Consider the following 13547-nt stretch of genomic DNA (forward strand, 5'->3'; position numbering starts at 1 on the left):
TGTCAATACCAATTGGCCCACCTTAATTTGAACGGACGGAAACCGCGATGATCGAAACGCAGTCCCTTTCGGAAGCCTGTGCCGTGACCGCGCTTGCACGCATCGCGCTTAATTCTCTTGTCCCGATTGCACCTCGTCCTTGCCGGATGCGCAACTGGCAACCGCTGCCGCCTTTGCCGAGGCATCCAAACTGAGCCTGCCCAAAAAGCTTGTGGCGGCAGGGCCATCGTTGGCCCCCGCCTTTCCGCAGAGGCGAAAGAAATGAACCCCATGTCAAAAGGAATGAACACCATGTCCAAACTTCCCCGCCTGGCAGCAACGCTGTCTGTCACAACGGCCTGTGCCTGCCTTGGCTTTGCATCCTGGGCCCAGGATGCAGCCGATCCGGCGCGCTGGCTTTCGCCCACGATGATCAATGCCCGTGCCAGCATGTTCACGCCCACGCTGAACTATCTGACCTTTCAGCACATGGACCAGATGTTCGCGACCCGCACGGTTCCGGCAGGGTCCGAAACCTGGGAGCTGTCCGAAAACCCGATCTCGCTGGAAGGCAGCTACACCATCCTTGGCGAGACCTATGACCTTGAAGGCGCGCTTGAACGGACCCGGACCAATGCTTTGGTCGTGCTGAAGGATGGCGAGCTGGTCTATGAACGCTATCGCAACGGCAGCGGCCCGACGACGCGCTTCCTGACCTTCTCTGTCGCCAAGTCCTATACGTCGACGCTGATCGGCCTGGCCTTGCAGGATGGGCTGATCGAAAATCTTGACGATCCGGTCACCAAGTATCTGCCGGAAATGGCAGGCACCGGCTATGACGGCCCAAGTGTGCGCGATCTGTTGCGGATGCGGTCCGGTGTCGACTGGGAAGAGCGTTACGAGTTCGGCAGCGATACCCAGCTGACCAAGGTGCACGACAATGCGCTTGTCGCCTACAACTACCGCTGGTGTGATTACGCGGCGAATGAATCCGTCAAGGGCGCTACAGCGCCTGACGAACGCTTCAACTATGCCACGCTTGATACCAGCGTCCTGGGCTGCATCGTCGAGCGTGTCACCGGGCGGACCGGCGCCGAATACATGGCCGAAAAACTCTGGCAGCCGATGGGGGCGGAGTCTGACGCCTATTGGATCATGGATGGCCCTGATGACATCGGGCGTGAATTTTATGGGGCTGGCCTTGCTGTCACGGCAAGGGATCATGCGCGTTTCGGCCAGATGTTCCTGCAGGGTGGCATGGCCAATGGCACCCGTGTTCTTCCCGAAGCCTGGGTGACCGAGGCGACCGTGCCTGACGCCGGATATTCGCCAATCGAAGAAGGATCGCCACTTGGCTATCAGTACCAGTGGTGGACGGAAGCCGACAGCGACGTCTACATGGCGATGGGCCTGTTCCATCAATTCATCCGTGTCGATCCAAGCAACAAGATTGTCATCGTCAAGACAAGCTATACCGAAGCGCCGATTGGCAATGATGCGGAAAACGCAGAGCTTTTTGCCCAGATCACCGCGAAGCTGACGCAATAAGGGGTTCGGGCCGGCCCCCTGCCGACCCTCCCCTCCGCCTGGCATTTGTGGCGGCGCGTTTCGCCGGGCGTTGCTACCCTTCGCTGCCCGCGATCCATGCCTTTGCCGCATCCAGCATCGCCTCGCGCAGGTCGGCGACTTCGGGCATTTGCCGCAGCTCCGCCGTGGTCGCAAAGCCGATGTGAATCGACGGCAGCGCGAGGTCTGCCACCTCCAGCACCTTGAAATCCCGCGCATTGGCATGTTCGTTCAGCGCCACCCGCGGCACGCAGGTCAACATCCCCAGGGCCAGCGCCAGGTTGATCAACCCGTTCGGGTCCGCCGACACCTCCACCGCCGCCGTCAGATCCGGGGCACCTGTGCTGCGCATCGCCGATTCCAGCACGATCCGGTTGTTCGACTCCCGCGAGGGCATGGCCCAGGGCCAGCCAACCAGATCCCGCGCTCTGGGTGCGTCCAGCCGGGCAACCGGATGGCCGGTCGGACAGATCAGGATCAGGTCCGTTTCCAACAAGGGATCATAGGTCAGCAGCCGCGCGATGCGGGTTGGCACCTGATCCCAGTCCAGCCGCCCGACATAACAATCCAGATTGCCCTCGCTCAGCGCCTCGACCATATCGCCGACCAGGCCGGTCTTGAGCTGGAACCGGGTTTCGCTCTGGCCCACGTTCAACCGGCGCAGCGCTTCGGGGATGATGTTGTACATCAGGGCCGAATTCGTGCCGATCCGTAGCGAAAGCGTCTGCCCCGCGTCCAGCTCGCGCACAAGCTGGTCCAATGTCGCCAGCCCCGACCGCGACCGCCGCAGCGCCAGCAGCCCGGTATCGGTCAGCACCACCCCCCGCACGGAACGTTCGACCAGCGGCACGCCCATGGCGAATTCGAGATCCTTCAACATCTGCGAGACTGCGGGCTGCGTCAGGTTCAGTTCCGCCGCCGCCGACCGCAGCGAACCGTGTTCATCAATCAGCTGCAACAGCCTCAGATGCCGCAGGCGCAGTCTTTCGTAATGAAGGGGTGAATGAGCCATCAGTAAAAGTTATCATATTCCAAGAAAGTTTAGAGTACTTCTTTCATCGGCAAGTGGATAGCCTTTGCGAACATTCGCGGAATGTGAACTCTGGGAGGGGCCATGAAACGCGCAAACGCCATATCGGGCATCATTCTGTGCGTGTTCTCGCTTGTCATGCTGGCTTTTGTCATTCCGGGCCAGATCAGCACCGGGCCATCCGGCATGATGTCACCCCGGCTGGTGCCGCAAATGACGATGATCGGCATATTTGGGCTCTCCCTTCTGCTGGTGCTGGGCAACCTGCGCGGGGGCGAGGATGACCATCCGCCGCCCTTCTCGCGCAAGGAATTGCTGGCGCTTTTACGGATCTCGGCAGTCTTTGCCATAGCGATTGTACTCTATGAATTCTTCGGCGCGCTGATCGGCGCCTCTTCCCTCGTGATCTTAGGGCTTCTTGCATTGGGCGAACGCCGCCCGCTGGTGATCCTGACGCTGACCGTGGTGTTGCTGACCGGACTCTGGGCCTTGTTCTACAAGGTCCTCGGCACGGCGATCCTGTGAGGGTGCAATGGAATATCTGATCCTGGGCATCGGGGATGTGTTCGGCGGCACCACGCTGCTTTGGGTCGCTGTCGGTGTGACCCTCGGCTATGTGCTGGGTGCCATTCCCGGGCTGGGCAAGGCCATCGGCGTGGCGGTTTCGATCCCGCTGACCTTCTACCTCGAACCGGTCAGCGCATTGGGCCTGCTGATCGGCATCGCCAAGGGCAGCGCCGCAGGAAGTGCAGTCTCCGCCATCCTGCTCAACACGCCGGGCGAGCCCTCCTCCGCACCAACGGCCTTTGACGGCTATCCGCTTGCCCGGCAGGGCAAGGCGCAGAAGGCGCTGAAGATGGGCCTTTTCGCCTCGGTCATCGGTGATTTCGTCTCCACCATCATCCTGATCCTGCTGGCAGCCCCCCTTGCCCGCTACGCCTTGCTGATCGGCCCGGTCGAACTTTGCGCCATCCTCGTGTTCTCGCTGGTCTTCATCGGCGGCCTTTCCGGCAATTCGCTCACCAAAGGTCTGATTGCTGCCTGTTTCGGCATCTTCTTTGCCACCGTGGGGCTGGAAACCGAAACCTTTGTCCCGCGCCTGACCTTCGGCTACCTCGAACTCGAAGACGGCATTTCCCTGGTGCCCATGGCCATCGGCATGCTGGCGGTTGCCGAAATGATCGTACAGGCCGGAAACCTCGACACGCTGGACCGCGAAACCGCTGAGTTGCGCGACAGCAGCGATCCCCGCGACCGCAGAGTGACCCGCGAGGAATGGCGCCGCTGTGCGCCGGTCATCGCGCGCGGCACCTTTATCGGTGCCGCGATCGGCATCCTGCCGGGCCTTGGTGCCAGCGTCGGCTCCTTCCTGTCCTACGGCGAAACCCGCCGCGTCTCTGCCACGCCGGAAAAATACGGCACCGGCATGATCGAAGGGGTCGCCGCCGCCGAAAGCGCGGACAATGCCGTGGTCCCTTCCAGCCTGATCCCGCTCTTTACCCTGGGCATTCCCGGCAGCGTCATTGCCGCAATCCTGATCGCCGCCTTCGTCCTGCACGGGCTGACACCGGGCCCCCTGATGTTCCAGCAACAGCCCCGGATGGTTGCGGGGCTTTATGTCTCCATGCTCTGCGCCAGCGCCATCCTTCTGGTGATCGGGCTGCTGGGCCAGCGGCTGTTCTCGTTGATCGTGCATGTCCCGCTGCGGCTGGTGATCCCCGGTGTCCTGCTGTTCTGCTGTGTCGGATCCTACATGGAAACCGGCAGCATCTTCTCGATCTTCATCATGCTCGGCTTTGCCCTGATCGGCTTCGTGGCGCGCAAGCTCGACTTTTCCTTCGTCACATTCCTGATCGGCTTTGTCATCGGACCCAAGCTGGAGCTCAGCTTTCGGCAGTCCCTGCAACTGCTGAAACACGACGCGTCGAACCTGCTGGGCCATCCCATCGCGCTGGTCTTTCTGTTTGCGGCGCTTGTCTTTGTCGTCATGTCCGGCCGCTCCTCGGTCACGCGCCGGGTGCAAATGCCACCAACAACCCAGGAACACTGAAACTGAAAGGGAGGAAACCAACCATGAAATGCTTTGAAAGACGCGCGATACTCGGTCTTGCCGCGAGCCTGGCCATCGCCTCGGCGGGCCTGCTGCCCGACCTGGCCGCAGCGCAGGATTATCCGACGAAACCTGTCACCATGCTGGTGGGATACGGTGCGGGCGGCCAGACGGACCTTGTTGCACGCGGCGCGGCGCGGGTCCTTGCGGAACAGCTTGGCCAGCCCGTCAACGTGGTGAACAAACCCGGTGCCGGCGGCGCTGTCGCCGCGCGCGAACTGACGCAGGCGGCTCCCGATGGTTACACAATCCTGTTCCATTCCAACTCCGTCGTCAACTCCGCGCCCTTCATCATGGATCAGGTGAATTTCACACCGGATGACTTTGAATATGCCGGCATGATCACCGCCTATCAGACCGGGCTGGTCGCCCATGTCGACGCGCCCTTCGACGATCTGAAAGGCTTCATTTCCTGGGCCAGGGAAAATCCGCACTTCGCCTATGCGGCGCTCAGCCCCGAAGCGCGGATGTACATGGACACCCTGGCCGAAGCCAACGGGCTGGAACCGAATGCCGTCCCGGTGCAAAGCGGCGGCGAGATGATCACCGCCTTGCTGGGCAAGCAGGTGGTCGCGGCCTTCTCCGGCGGGATCCACTACCGCTATCCTGATGAGCTCAAGACGATCTCGGCCACGACGACCTTCCGCCATCCTTCGGCACCCGATGTCGCCTCGATCGAGGAGGACGGCTATCCCATCGGCATGGACACGCGCACCACGCTGTTTCTGCCCAAGGGGACGCCGCGCGATGTGCTGGAAAGAATTTCCGTCGCGCTTTCCGCCGCCGCGGACGATGCCGACTTCAAGAAGGTCACGGACGGGGCAAACATCCCCATCATGTACATGAACCTTGATGAGGCGCGCGCGGAAATCGAAGCCACCTATGCAAAGCACAAGGGCATCCTGACCGACGGTTCCTGAACCCCATCGCACAGCGCCGCCCCGGGCCAAAGCCGGCCCGGGGCACCCGCAGCACCCTCTCAAACAGCATCAGAGGCCTCATGTTTCAGCCACTCAAAGGATTGAAGGTCATCGACCTGAGCCAGGTACTTGCCGGACCCTATGCCACCTACCAGCTTGCGCTCATGGGGGCGGAAGTCATCAAGATCGAAAAACCCGGCGAAGGTGACTGGACCCGCGTGCTGGGCCCCTTCCCGGACCTGATCGCGCGGCGCATGGGGCTGGGCTACATGACCCAGAACGCAGACAAGAAATCCGTCGCCATCAATCTCAAGACTGCAGAAGGGATCGAATTGATGCGCGGGCTGATTGCGGGTGCTGACATCTTTGTCGAAAATTTCAAACCCGGTGTCGCGGAACGGCTGGGTTTGGGGTTCGAGGCGGTGCGCGAGATGCAGGACCAGATCGTCTATTGCTCGATCTCCGCCTATGGTCAGACCGGCCCGCTGAGCGAACGGCCCGCCTATGACCACATCATCCAGGGCATGTGCGGCATCATGAAGACCACCGGCACAAGGGGCAGCGGCCCCACCAAGGTCGGCGCACCCTATATTGATTATGCCACCGGGATGAACGCGGCCCTGGGCATCATCGCGGGCCTGCGCGAGGCGGAGCGGTTGAAAAAGGCCGTGCACATCGACGTCGCCATGCTCGACACTGCGCTGATGATGATGGCCTCTCTCGCGACGCAACACCTGTCTTCCGGCTGGATGCCGGAGCAGAACGGAAACGAAGCCTGGAGCGCCAGCCCCTCCTCCGGTGCGTTTGAAACCTCCGACGGTATGCTGATGCTTGCCGCGAACAACGACCCGCAGTTCCATCTGCTGTGTGCCGCCCTGAACCGCAAAGATCTTTCGGCAGACAGCCGCTATGCCAGCACCGCCGCGCGGGCGCGGAACAGCGGCCAGCTGCGCCGGGAGCTCGACGATATCTTCCTCACCAGGCCGGCGGCCGAATGGGAACTGCTGCTTGCCGAATGGAAGGTCCCCGCCGCCAGAGTCCGTGGCCTCGAAGAAGTCCTGGCCGAGGATCACATCCAGTCACGCGGCATCATCAGCAGCATGAACATCAAGGGCGACACAGATCACGAGGTCTTTGTGCCGGGGCTCAGCTTTCTGGCCAACGGGGTGGCGCAATCCCCGGTGAACATCCCCAGCGCACTTGGCGCAGATACTGATGCTGTCCTGACGGGCCTGAACCTCAGCCCGGAAAAGCTGGAGGAATTGAGAAAGAGCGGCGTCATCGGGTGAAAGTGACGACCCTGACCCGGCGCCCTCGGCTTGTTCCGGGCCCGGGCTGGCATCGACTGACAGCAGCTTAATTCCGCTACAGCGTTTCGGGATTAACTTGAAACATCCAACATCACTTTTCGCGTTCGACCGCAGGAAGAGGCAGCGAACAAGTGATTCAGGTATATCCCGAAGCGCTATAGCAGGTACCCGCGGCATTCGACACATGTTCCGAGCTGCCCCGATCAGCTGGCAGAAAACAGCCGTGACCGGCCCAACTCCTGCGCGACCTGCTGCAACAGGCTGATCGTCTGCAGCCGGTCATCCTCGCTGCGGATGCCAAGGGTCGACATCGACGTGCCGACCACGGCTTTCAAGGCATTCACCCCGCCAATGGGGGCTGCAAAACCTGTCACCCCCGGTTCGAACTCGTTCTCGACGATGGCATAGCCAACCGCCCTGCAGTGCTGCACCCGGTTCAGAATTTCGGTGCGGTCCATGGTGGTGTCCGGCGCATATTGTTCAAACGGAAGGCTGCGGATCGTCTCCTCCGCCCGGTCCTGCGGCGCAAAGGCCAGTATCATCCGGCCGATGGCAGTGTGGAGCAATGGCAAGCGGCTGCCGACGGTGAACCCGAAGGAAACTGCATCCTCCTGCGCTGTCGACTGTGCAACATAGACCGCTGAATTGCCGTCAGGAATGGCAAGCGAAACCGTTTGTCCGATCCGGGTGGAATAGCGGTTCAACAGCGGCTGGATATGCGTGCCGAACTGATTGCCACGCAGAAAACTGCCTGCAAGTATCAGCACCTGTGGCGACAGGGAAAAATGCCGCCCCTCCCGTTCGGCATAGCCCAGATGGACCAGCGTCAGGGTCAGCCGCCGCACCGACGCGCGGTCAAGCCCGGTCAGCTGCGCGATCTCGGCCAGCGTAAGCCTGGTATGGGTATCGTCAAAGGCTTTCAGGACGGCCATGCCCTTCACGAAGGTCGAGGAAATATCCCTGTCCGCAATCTCATGTTTCAATGGGTCTGGACGAAGGGTCACGGGCGGCTCCTGGATTTCGCTTGGTTCTTTCAGATGACACATCCGTGGGCGCTATTAAACCAAAAGCCAAGATATCACCCGGGATGTCGCCATGAGGATTGTTAATGTAACATATGTGCGCTATTTAACCAAATGGAGCAAAGATACAACCAGCCGCCAATCTGAAGGAGACTTCCCATGATCAGCCAGGAACTGAACGAAACGCTCACAAGAACTGGCCCCGGGACAGAGGCGGGCGAGGTCATGCGCCGCTATTGGCAGCCTGCCGCGCTGACCGACGAACTGGCGGGCAAACGCCCGGTTGTGCCGGTCCGCCTGCTGGGTGAGGATCTGGTGCTGTTCCGTGACAGCGAAGGCGAACTTGGCCTGATCGCACGGGGCTGTCCGCACCGTGGGGCCGATCTTTGCTATGGTCGGCTGGAAGACAACGGATTGCGCTGCCCCTTCCACGGCTGGCACTTCAACCGCAATGGCCAATGCGTGGAACAGCCCGGTGAACCCGAAGGGTCGCGGATGCATGAACAGATCCGGACGACATCATATCCGGTGATCGAAAAGAACGGGATCATCTTTGCCTATATGGGGCCGGGCACGCCACCGGCCTTCCCGAATTTCGACTGTTTCCGCGCGCCGGAAAGTCACGTATTTGCTTTCAAGGGTCTGTGGGAATGCAACTGGCTGCAGGCGATGGAGGTGGGCATCGACCCTGCGCATGCCTCTTTCCTGCACCGTTTCCTGCAGGACGAAGACCCCGCCGACAGCTATGGCAAGCAGTTCCGCGACATGGCCGCCAACACAGAGATCCCGATGACCAAGCTGCTGCGCGATTATCCGCGCCCCGACATCACGGTCGAGGAAACCGATTACGGCATGCGCATCATCGCCCTGCGCCACATGCAAGACGGCCGCACCCATGTGCGCATCACCAACCAGATCTTCCCCGAGGCGATCTCGATCCCCATGTCGCGGGAGATGATCATCACCCAGTGGCATGTGCCTGTGGATGACGAGACCTGCTATTGGTATTCGATGTTCACCAGCTTTGACAAACCCGTCGACAAGCAGAAGATGCGCGATCAGCGGCTCAGGGAACATCGCCTGCCCGACTATGCCCCGATCAAGAACAAGCGCAATGACTACGGTTTCGACCCCGAAGAGCAGGCCCGCGAAACCTATACCGGCATGGGGCTCGACATCAACGTGCACGATCAATGGGCGGTCGAAAGCCCCGGCCGGATCTTTGACCGGACCAGGGAACATCTGGGCAAGACCGATGTTGCCATCATCAAATACCGGCGCATGCTGCGCGCCGCGATCAGCAGCCTCAAGGATGGAAACACCGATGCGCTGCCCATGTGCAACGGCGTCGATGTCAGCAAGATCTACGGCCCGATCTCAAACGACACCATCGGCACGCGGGACAACTGGCAGGATGTCTTCACGCAAAGCGATGCCGAACGACGCGAGGCTTGCAAGGGATGGGATGCAAAGGTCTGATGGCCACAAGATGAATCGTACCGGTGGTTGACGCGCGGTTCCCTGATGCCGCCACCTGAAGGGCAGATATGAGCCAGTTACACGAAAAGATCGCCAGCGGCGCGCTTGCCCGGATGGGCCTGCTTGACGAGGATGCCATCGGCGCCGCCGCCGCCCTGGTCGAACGGGTCAGCGGCTCCGATGTCGAGACGGTGAGGGTGCTCTTTGCCGACCAGCACGGCATCCTGCGCGGCAAGACCCTCGTGGCCTCCGCAATGGCCTCGATCTTCACCTCCGGGGTTGCGATGCCCTCCACCCTTCTTCTGAAGGACACATCGCACAAGACTGTCTTTCCGGTGTGGTCGGATGACCCCGACATTCCCGGGGGCATGACCGGTGCGGGCGATATCCTTTTGCTGCCCGACCCTGCCACGTATCGCGAGTTGCCGTGGTCGTCGAACTCCGCCTGGATCTTCTGCGATCCGCATGGAAAAGACGGCGCCACCCTGGATTTCTCGCCGCGTGACCTGCTCAAGCGTGCGATTGCGCGCCTGTCAGAGCATAACATCGCATTGGTTGTCGGGCTGGAGGTCGAATTTCAGATCTACGCGCAGGTTGCGCAAAAGCTCGACCATGGCGATGCGACCATGCCCGGCCAGCCGCCTCAGACCCGCAACCTCACCCAGGGTTACCAGTTCCTGACCGAACAGCTTTATGACCTGATGGAACCGGTACTGGACGATCTGCGCCGCCATTGCCAGGCGCTCGGCCTGCCGGTGCGCTCGATGGAGATCGAAATGGGGCCCAGCCAGTTCGAATTCACCTTCGACCCGGCCGATCCGCTGACCCATGCGGACAACATGATGATGTTCCGCGCCATGGTGAAAGAGACCTGCGCGCGGCGTGGCCTGCATGCGACCTTCATGTGCAAGCCGAACCTCGCCAATGCCGCCGCCAGCGGATGGCATCTGCACCAGTCCCTTGTTGACATGACAACCGGAGAGAACCTGTTGGTGCCACCTGCCGTAGGGACGATCACCGACACGGCCAGTGGCTGGATTGCGGGTTTGCTGGAACACGCCCGCGCGTCCTGCCTGCTGACTACGCCGACGGTGAACGGATACAAACGCTACCGCCCGCATCAACTGGCCCCCGACCGCATCCAATGGGGCCGCGACAACCGTGGCGCAATGATCCGCGCCCTGATGGCACCCGGTGACCCCGCCTCGCGGATCGAGAACCGCGTGGCAGAGACAACGGCCAACCCCTATTATTTCTTTGCCAGCCAGATCCTGTCAGGCCTCGATGGTCTGAACCGCAATCTGCGCGCGCCCGACCCGGTGGAAACCCCCTATGACGGCCCGGCAACGCAACTGCCCGAAAGCCTGCTCAGCGCGATCCAGCATTTCGAAAACTCGTCCTTTTACCGTGAGGTGCTGGGCGATGCTTTTGTCGATTACCTCGCCTTCATCCGGCGCGCGGAATGGGACCGTTACCACCTGACCATCTCGGAATGGGAACAGGCCGAATATTTCGGGATCTACTGAAACGCCGCTGACGCGGGTCTGCCCGCTTTCCACCAGTTAACGGCAGGAAAGCGGGCAGGCCCCGGGAACGCTCAAAGACCGGCGAAATGGAACGCCTTGGTTTCAAGGTATTCCTCGATCCCTTCCTGCGCGCCCTCACGCCCCAGACCGGAGGCTTTGACCCCGCCGAAAGGCGCCTCCGCATGGCTGACCACGCCGGTGTTCAACCCGACCAGACCCGCCTCCAGCGCCTCGCCGAACCGGAAGGCACGGGCCATGTCCGTGGTGTAGAAATAGGCCGCCAGACCAAAGGGCGTACCATTGGCCAGCGCCAGCGCCTCGGCCTCCGTTTCGAACCGGAACACGGGCGCGACGGGGCCAAAGGTTTCCTCGTCTGCCAGCTGCATGTCCACCGTCGCCTCCGACAGCACGACCGGATCGGCAAATTGCGCAGGCAGATCGCGCGCCTTGGTGGCACGCCGGGCGCCCTTGGCCAATGCATCCGCCACATGGGCGTTGATCTTGGTGATGGCGCTGGTGTTGATCATCGGACCGATGGCAATGCCCTCGGCTGTGCCGGGACCCACCGTCAGCGCATCGACCCTGGCCGCCAATGCCGCGACAAAGGCATCGTAGATGCCGGATTGCACCAGAATGCGGTTGGCGCAGACACAGGTCTGACCGCCATTGCGGAACTTCGACTGCATCGCGCCCTCGACAGCGGCATCCAGATCGGCATCGTCAAAGACGATGAACGGCGCGTTGCCGCCCAGCTCCAGCGATATTTTCTTGAGCGTCGGGGCGCATTGCCCGGCCAGCAGCGCGCCCACGCGGGTCGAGCCGGTGAACGACAGCTTGCGCACCACGGGGCTGGCGGTCAGCGTTTCGCCGATCACCTCCGGGCGGCCGGTCAGGATGTTCAGCACACCCCTGGGCATACCCGCCCGCTCGGCCAGAACGCCAAGCGCCAGCGCCGAATAGGGGGTAAAATCGGACGGCTTGATGACCATCGTGCACCCTGCCGCCAGGCCGGGGGCCACCTTGCGGGTGATCATCGCGATGGGGAAATTCCACGGCGTGATGATGGCACAGACGCCAACCGGCTCCTTCATGGCAAAGATCTTCTTGCCCGGCACCGGAGAGGGGATGATATGGCCGTTGATCCGCCGCGCCTCTTCCGCGAACCAGCGGACAAAGGACGCGCCGTAAACCACCTCGCCCCGCGCCTCGGCCAGCGGTTTGCCCTGTTCGGCGGTCAGGATCCGCGCCAGGTCTTCGGCGTGGTCATACATCAGTTGATACCAGCGCATCAGGATGTCGGCGCGGTCGACGTGGGTGCGCGCGCGCCAGTCTTTCATCGCCTCTTCGGCGGCGGCGATGGCGGCGCTGGTTTCAACCGCCGTACAGTCTGGCATATGCCCGATCGCGTCACCGGTGGCCGGGTCGATCACCGGCATGTCCGCGCGCTCGATCCAGTCGCCGTCGATCAGCGCCGCTTCGCGCAGCAGGTCGGGATCGGACAGCTGGTCGCGCAGGTTGGTGGATGGTGTGTCGTGAATGGTCATGCTTTTCCTCCAAGCGCGGCAACAACTGCCGCCGTGATATCGTCTGTGGTGTTCTGACCGGGACGGGTGCCAATGCCCTGTGCGGTCGCTGTTTCGACGGCCTCCAGCACAGCGGCAGCGGCTTCGCCCTCGCCCAGATGCTCCAGCATCTGCGCCCCCGACCAGATCGCGGCGATCGGGTTGGCAATGTTCTTGCCCGCAATATCCGGTGCTGAACCATGCACCGGTTCGAACATCGAAGGCGCGCTGCGGTCAGGGCAGATATTGGCCGAAGCGGCAAAGCCCAGCCCGCCCTGAATAGCCGCGCCCAGATCGGTCAGGATGTCGCCAAACAGGTTCGAGGCAACCACCACGTCCAGATCCTGCGGGTTCATCACCATCTTGGCCGCCATGGCGTCGATATGCATGTGGCTGACCGTCACCTCGGGATATTCGGCAGCCAGTTCGCGGGTCACCTCATCCCAGAACACCATCGAATATTTCTGTGCGTTCGACTTGGTGACCGACGTCAGATGCTTGCGCCGCGCCTGTGCCTGTTCGAAACCAAAGCGCAGGATACGTTCGACACCTTGGCGAGTGAAAATCGACGTCTCGACCGCCACTTCGTTGTCACGTCCCTGATGCACGCGCCCGCCGGCACCGGAATATTCACCTTCGGTGTTTTCGCGGATGCACAGGATGTCGAAACCTTCGGCCTTCAGCGGGCCTTCGACACCGGCCAGCAGCCTGTGGGGCCGGATGTTGGCATATTGGTCAAAGGCCTTGCGGATCGGCAGCAACAGACCATGCAGCGACACCGAATCCGGCACGCTGTCGGGCCAGCCGACCGCACCCAGAAAGATCGCGTCAAAGCCGCGCAGCGTTTCAATGCCATCTTCCGGCATCATCGCACCTGTCTTGGCGTAATATTCGCAAGACCACGGAAAGGTCTGTGTTTCCAGGGCAAAGCCAAAGCGGCCGGCGGCCGCGTTCATGACCTCCATGGCGGCGTCGGTGACATCGACGCCAATGCCGTCTCCGGGGATCAAAGCAAGATTATATGTGGTCATATCAGTTTCCTT

The 13547-nt window shown here is 61.7% G+C and carries 11 protein-coding genes; 7 read left to right on the plus strand and 4 right to left on the minus strand.

What is annotated here, in order from left to right; all coding sequences use genetic code 11:
- Nucleotides 1-291 precede the first annotated feature (291 nt).
- Nucleotides 292-1527: a serine hydrolase domain-containing protein gene (locus tag ACWNZ3_RS19350; RefSeq protein WP_496902296.1), complete on the plus strand. Its 1236-nt coding sequence runs from the start codon at nucleotides 292-294 to the stop codon at nucleotides 1525-1527.
- 73 nt (nucleotides 1528-1600) lie between these two features.
- Here the strand turns inward: ACWNZ3_RS19350 and ACWNZ3_RS19355 are convergent, their stop codons facing one another.
- Nucleotides 1601-2557 carry a LysR family transcriptional regulator gene (locus ACWNZ3_RS19355; RefSeq protein ID WP_496902297.1) on the minus strand — a complete coding sequence of 319 codons (957 nt, stop codon included), beginning with the start codon at nucleotides 2555-2557 and terminating at the stop codon, nucleotides 1601-1603.
- Between the two features lie 102 nt (nucleotides 2558-2659).
- Between ACWNZ3_RS19355 and ACWNZ3_RS19360 the strand changes: the two genes are divergently transcribed.
- The 4 genes from ACWNZ3_RS19360 (at nucleotide 2660) to ACWNZ3_RS19375 (ending at nucleotide 6894) form a co-directional block, all read left to right on the plus strand.
- The gene (locus tag ACWNZ3_RS19360) at nucleotides 2660-3100 is read left to right on the plus strand and encodes a tripartite tricarboxylate transporter TctB family protein (protein WP_496902298.1); all 441 of its coding nucleotides are present in this window, start codon (nucleotides 2660-2662) and stop codon (nucleotides 3098-3100) included.
- 7 nt (nucleotides 3101-3107) lie between these two features.
- Nucleotides 3108-4625, plus strand: coding sequence for a tripartite tricarboxylate transporter permease (locus ACWNZ3_RS19365; RefSeq protein WP_496902299.1), 1518 nt, complete (start codon nucleotides 3108-3110; stop codon nucleotides 4623-4625).
- Between the two features lie 23 nt (nucleotides 4626-4648).
- Nucleotides 4649-5605 carry a tripartite tricarboxylate transporter substrate binding protein gene (locus tag ACWNZ3_RS19370; protein ID WP_496902300.1) on the plus strand — a complete coding sequence of 319 codons (957 nt, stop codon included), beginning with the start codon at nucleotides 4649-4651 and terminating at the stop codon, nucleotides 5603-5605.
- 80 nt (nucleotides 5606-5685) lie between these two features.
- Nucleotides 5686-6894 carry a CaiB/BaiF CoA transferase family protein gene (locus ACWNZ3_RS19375; protein WP_496902301.1) on the plus strand — a complete coding sequence of 403 codons (1209 nt, stop codon included), beginning with the start codon at nucleotides 5686-5688 and terminating at the stop codon, nucleotides 6892-6894.
- A 224-nt stretch (nucleotides 6895-7118) separates the two neighbouring features.
- Here ACWNZ3_RS19375 and ACWNZ3_RS19380 read toward each other — a convergent pair whose 3' ends face one another.
- A complete protein-coding gene (locus ACWNZ3_RS19380; RefSeq protein ID WP_496902302.1) occupies nucleotides 7119-7919 on the minus strand; it encodes an IclR family transcriptional regulator in 801 nt (266 codons plus the stop codon).
- 177 nt (nucleotides 7920-8096) lie between these two features.
- Between ACWNZ3_RS19380 and ACWNZ3_RS19385 the strand changes: the two genes are divergently transcribed.
- A complete protein-coding gene (locus ACWNZ3_RS19385; RefSeq protein ID WP_496902303.1) occupies nucleotides 8097-9416 on the plus strand; it encodes a Rieske 2Fe-2S domain-containing protein in 1320 nt (439 codons plus the stop codon).
- Between the two features lie 68 nt (nucleotides 9417-9484).
- Nucleotides 9485-10942, plus strand: coding sequence for a glutamine synthetase family protein (locus tag ACWNZ3_RS19390; RefSeq protein WP_496902304.1), 1458 nt, complete (start codon nucleotides 9485-9487; stop codon nucleotides 10940-10942).
- Nucleotides 10943-11013: 71 nt separating this feature from the next.
- Here the strand turns inward: ACWNZ3_RS19390 and ACWNZ3_RS19395 are convergent, their stop codons facing one another.
- Nucleotides 11014-12486 (minus strand): NAD-dependent succinate-semialdehyde dehydrogenase, encoded by a 1473-nt coding sequence (locus tag ACWNZ3_RS19395; RefSeq protein WP_496902305.1) that lies wholly within the window; start codon nucleotides 12484-12486, stop codon nucleotides 11014-11016.
- On the minus strand, nucleotides 12483-13535 hold the full coding sequence (locus ACWNZ3_RS19400) for a tartrate dehydrogenase (protein ID WP_496901930.1): 1053 nt from the start codon (nucleotides 13533-13535) through the stop codon (nucleotides 12483-12485). Before ACWNZ3_RS19400 ends, ACWNZ3_RS19395 begins: the two co-directional genes overlap by 4 nt.
- Between the last annotated feature and the right edge of the window lie 12 nt (nucleotides 13536-13547).

Source organism: Sulfitobacter sp. IGS-18, assembly GCF_059628195.1.

Coding starts and splice junctions, on each gene's coding strand:
- ACWNZ3_RS19385 (WP_496902303.1), top strand. CDS start 8,097: ATGATCAGCCAGGAACTGAACGAAACGCTCACAAGAACTGGCCCCGGG.
- ACWNZ3_RS19390 (WP_496902304.1), top strand. CDS start 9,485: ATGAGCCAGTTACACGAAAAGATCGCCAGCGGCGCGCTTGCCCGGATG.
- ACWNZ3_RS19375 (WP_496902301.1), top strand. CDS start 5,686: ATGTTTCAGCCACTCAAAGGATTGAAGGTCATCGACCTGAGCCAGGTA.
- ACWNZ3_RS19370 (WP_496902300.1), top strand. CDS start 4,649: ATGAAATGCTTTGAAAGACGCGCGATACTCGGTCTTGCCGCGAGCCTG.
- ACWNZ3_RS19365 (WP_496902299.1), top strand. CDS start 3,108: ATGGAATATCTGATCCTGGGCATCGGGGATGTGTTCGGCGGCACCACG.
- ACWNZ3_RS19360 (WP_496902298.1), top strand. CDS start 2,660: ATGAAACGCGCAAACGCCATATCGGGCATCATTCTGTGCGTGTTCTCG.
- ACWNZ3_RS19400 (WP_496901930.1), bottom strand. CDS start 13,535: ATGACCACATATAATCTTGCTTTGATCCCCGGAGACGGCATTGGCGTC.
- ACWNZ3_RS19350 (WP_496902296.1), top strand. CDS start 292: ATGTCCAAACTTCCCCGCCTGGCAGCAACGCTGTCTGTCACAACGGCC.
- ACWNZ3_RS19395 (WP_496902305.1), bottom strand. CDS start 12,486: ATGACCATTCACGACACACCATCCACCAACCTGCGCGACCAGCTGTCC.
- ACWNZ3_RS19355 (WP_496902297.1), bottom strand. CDS start 2,557: ATGGCTCATTCACCCCTTCATTACGAAAGACTGCGCCTGCGGCATCTG.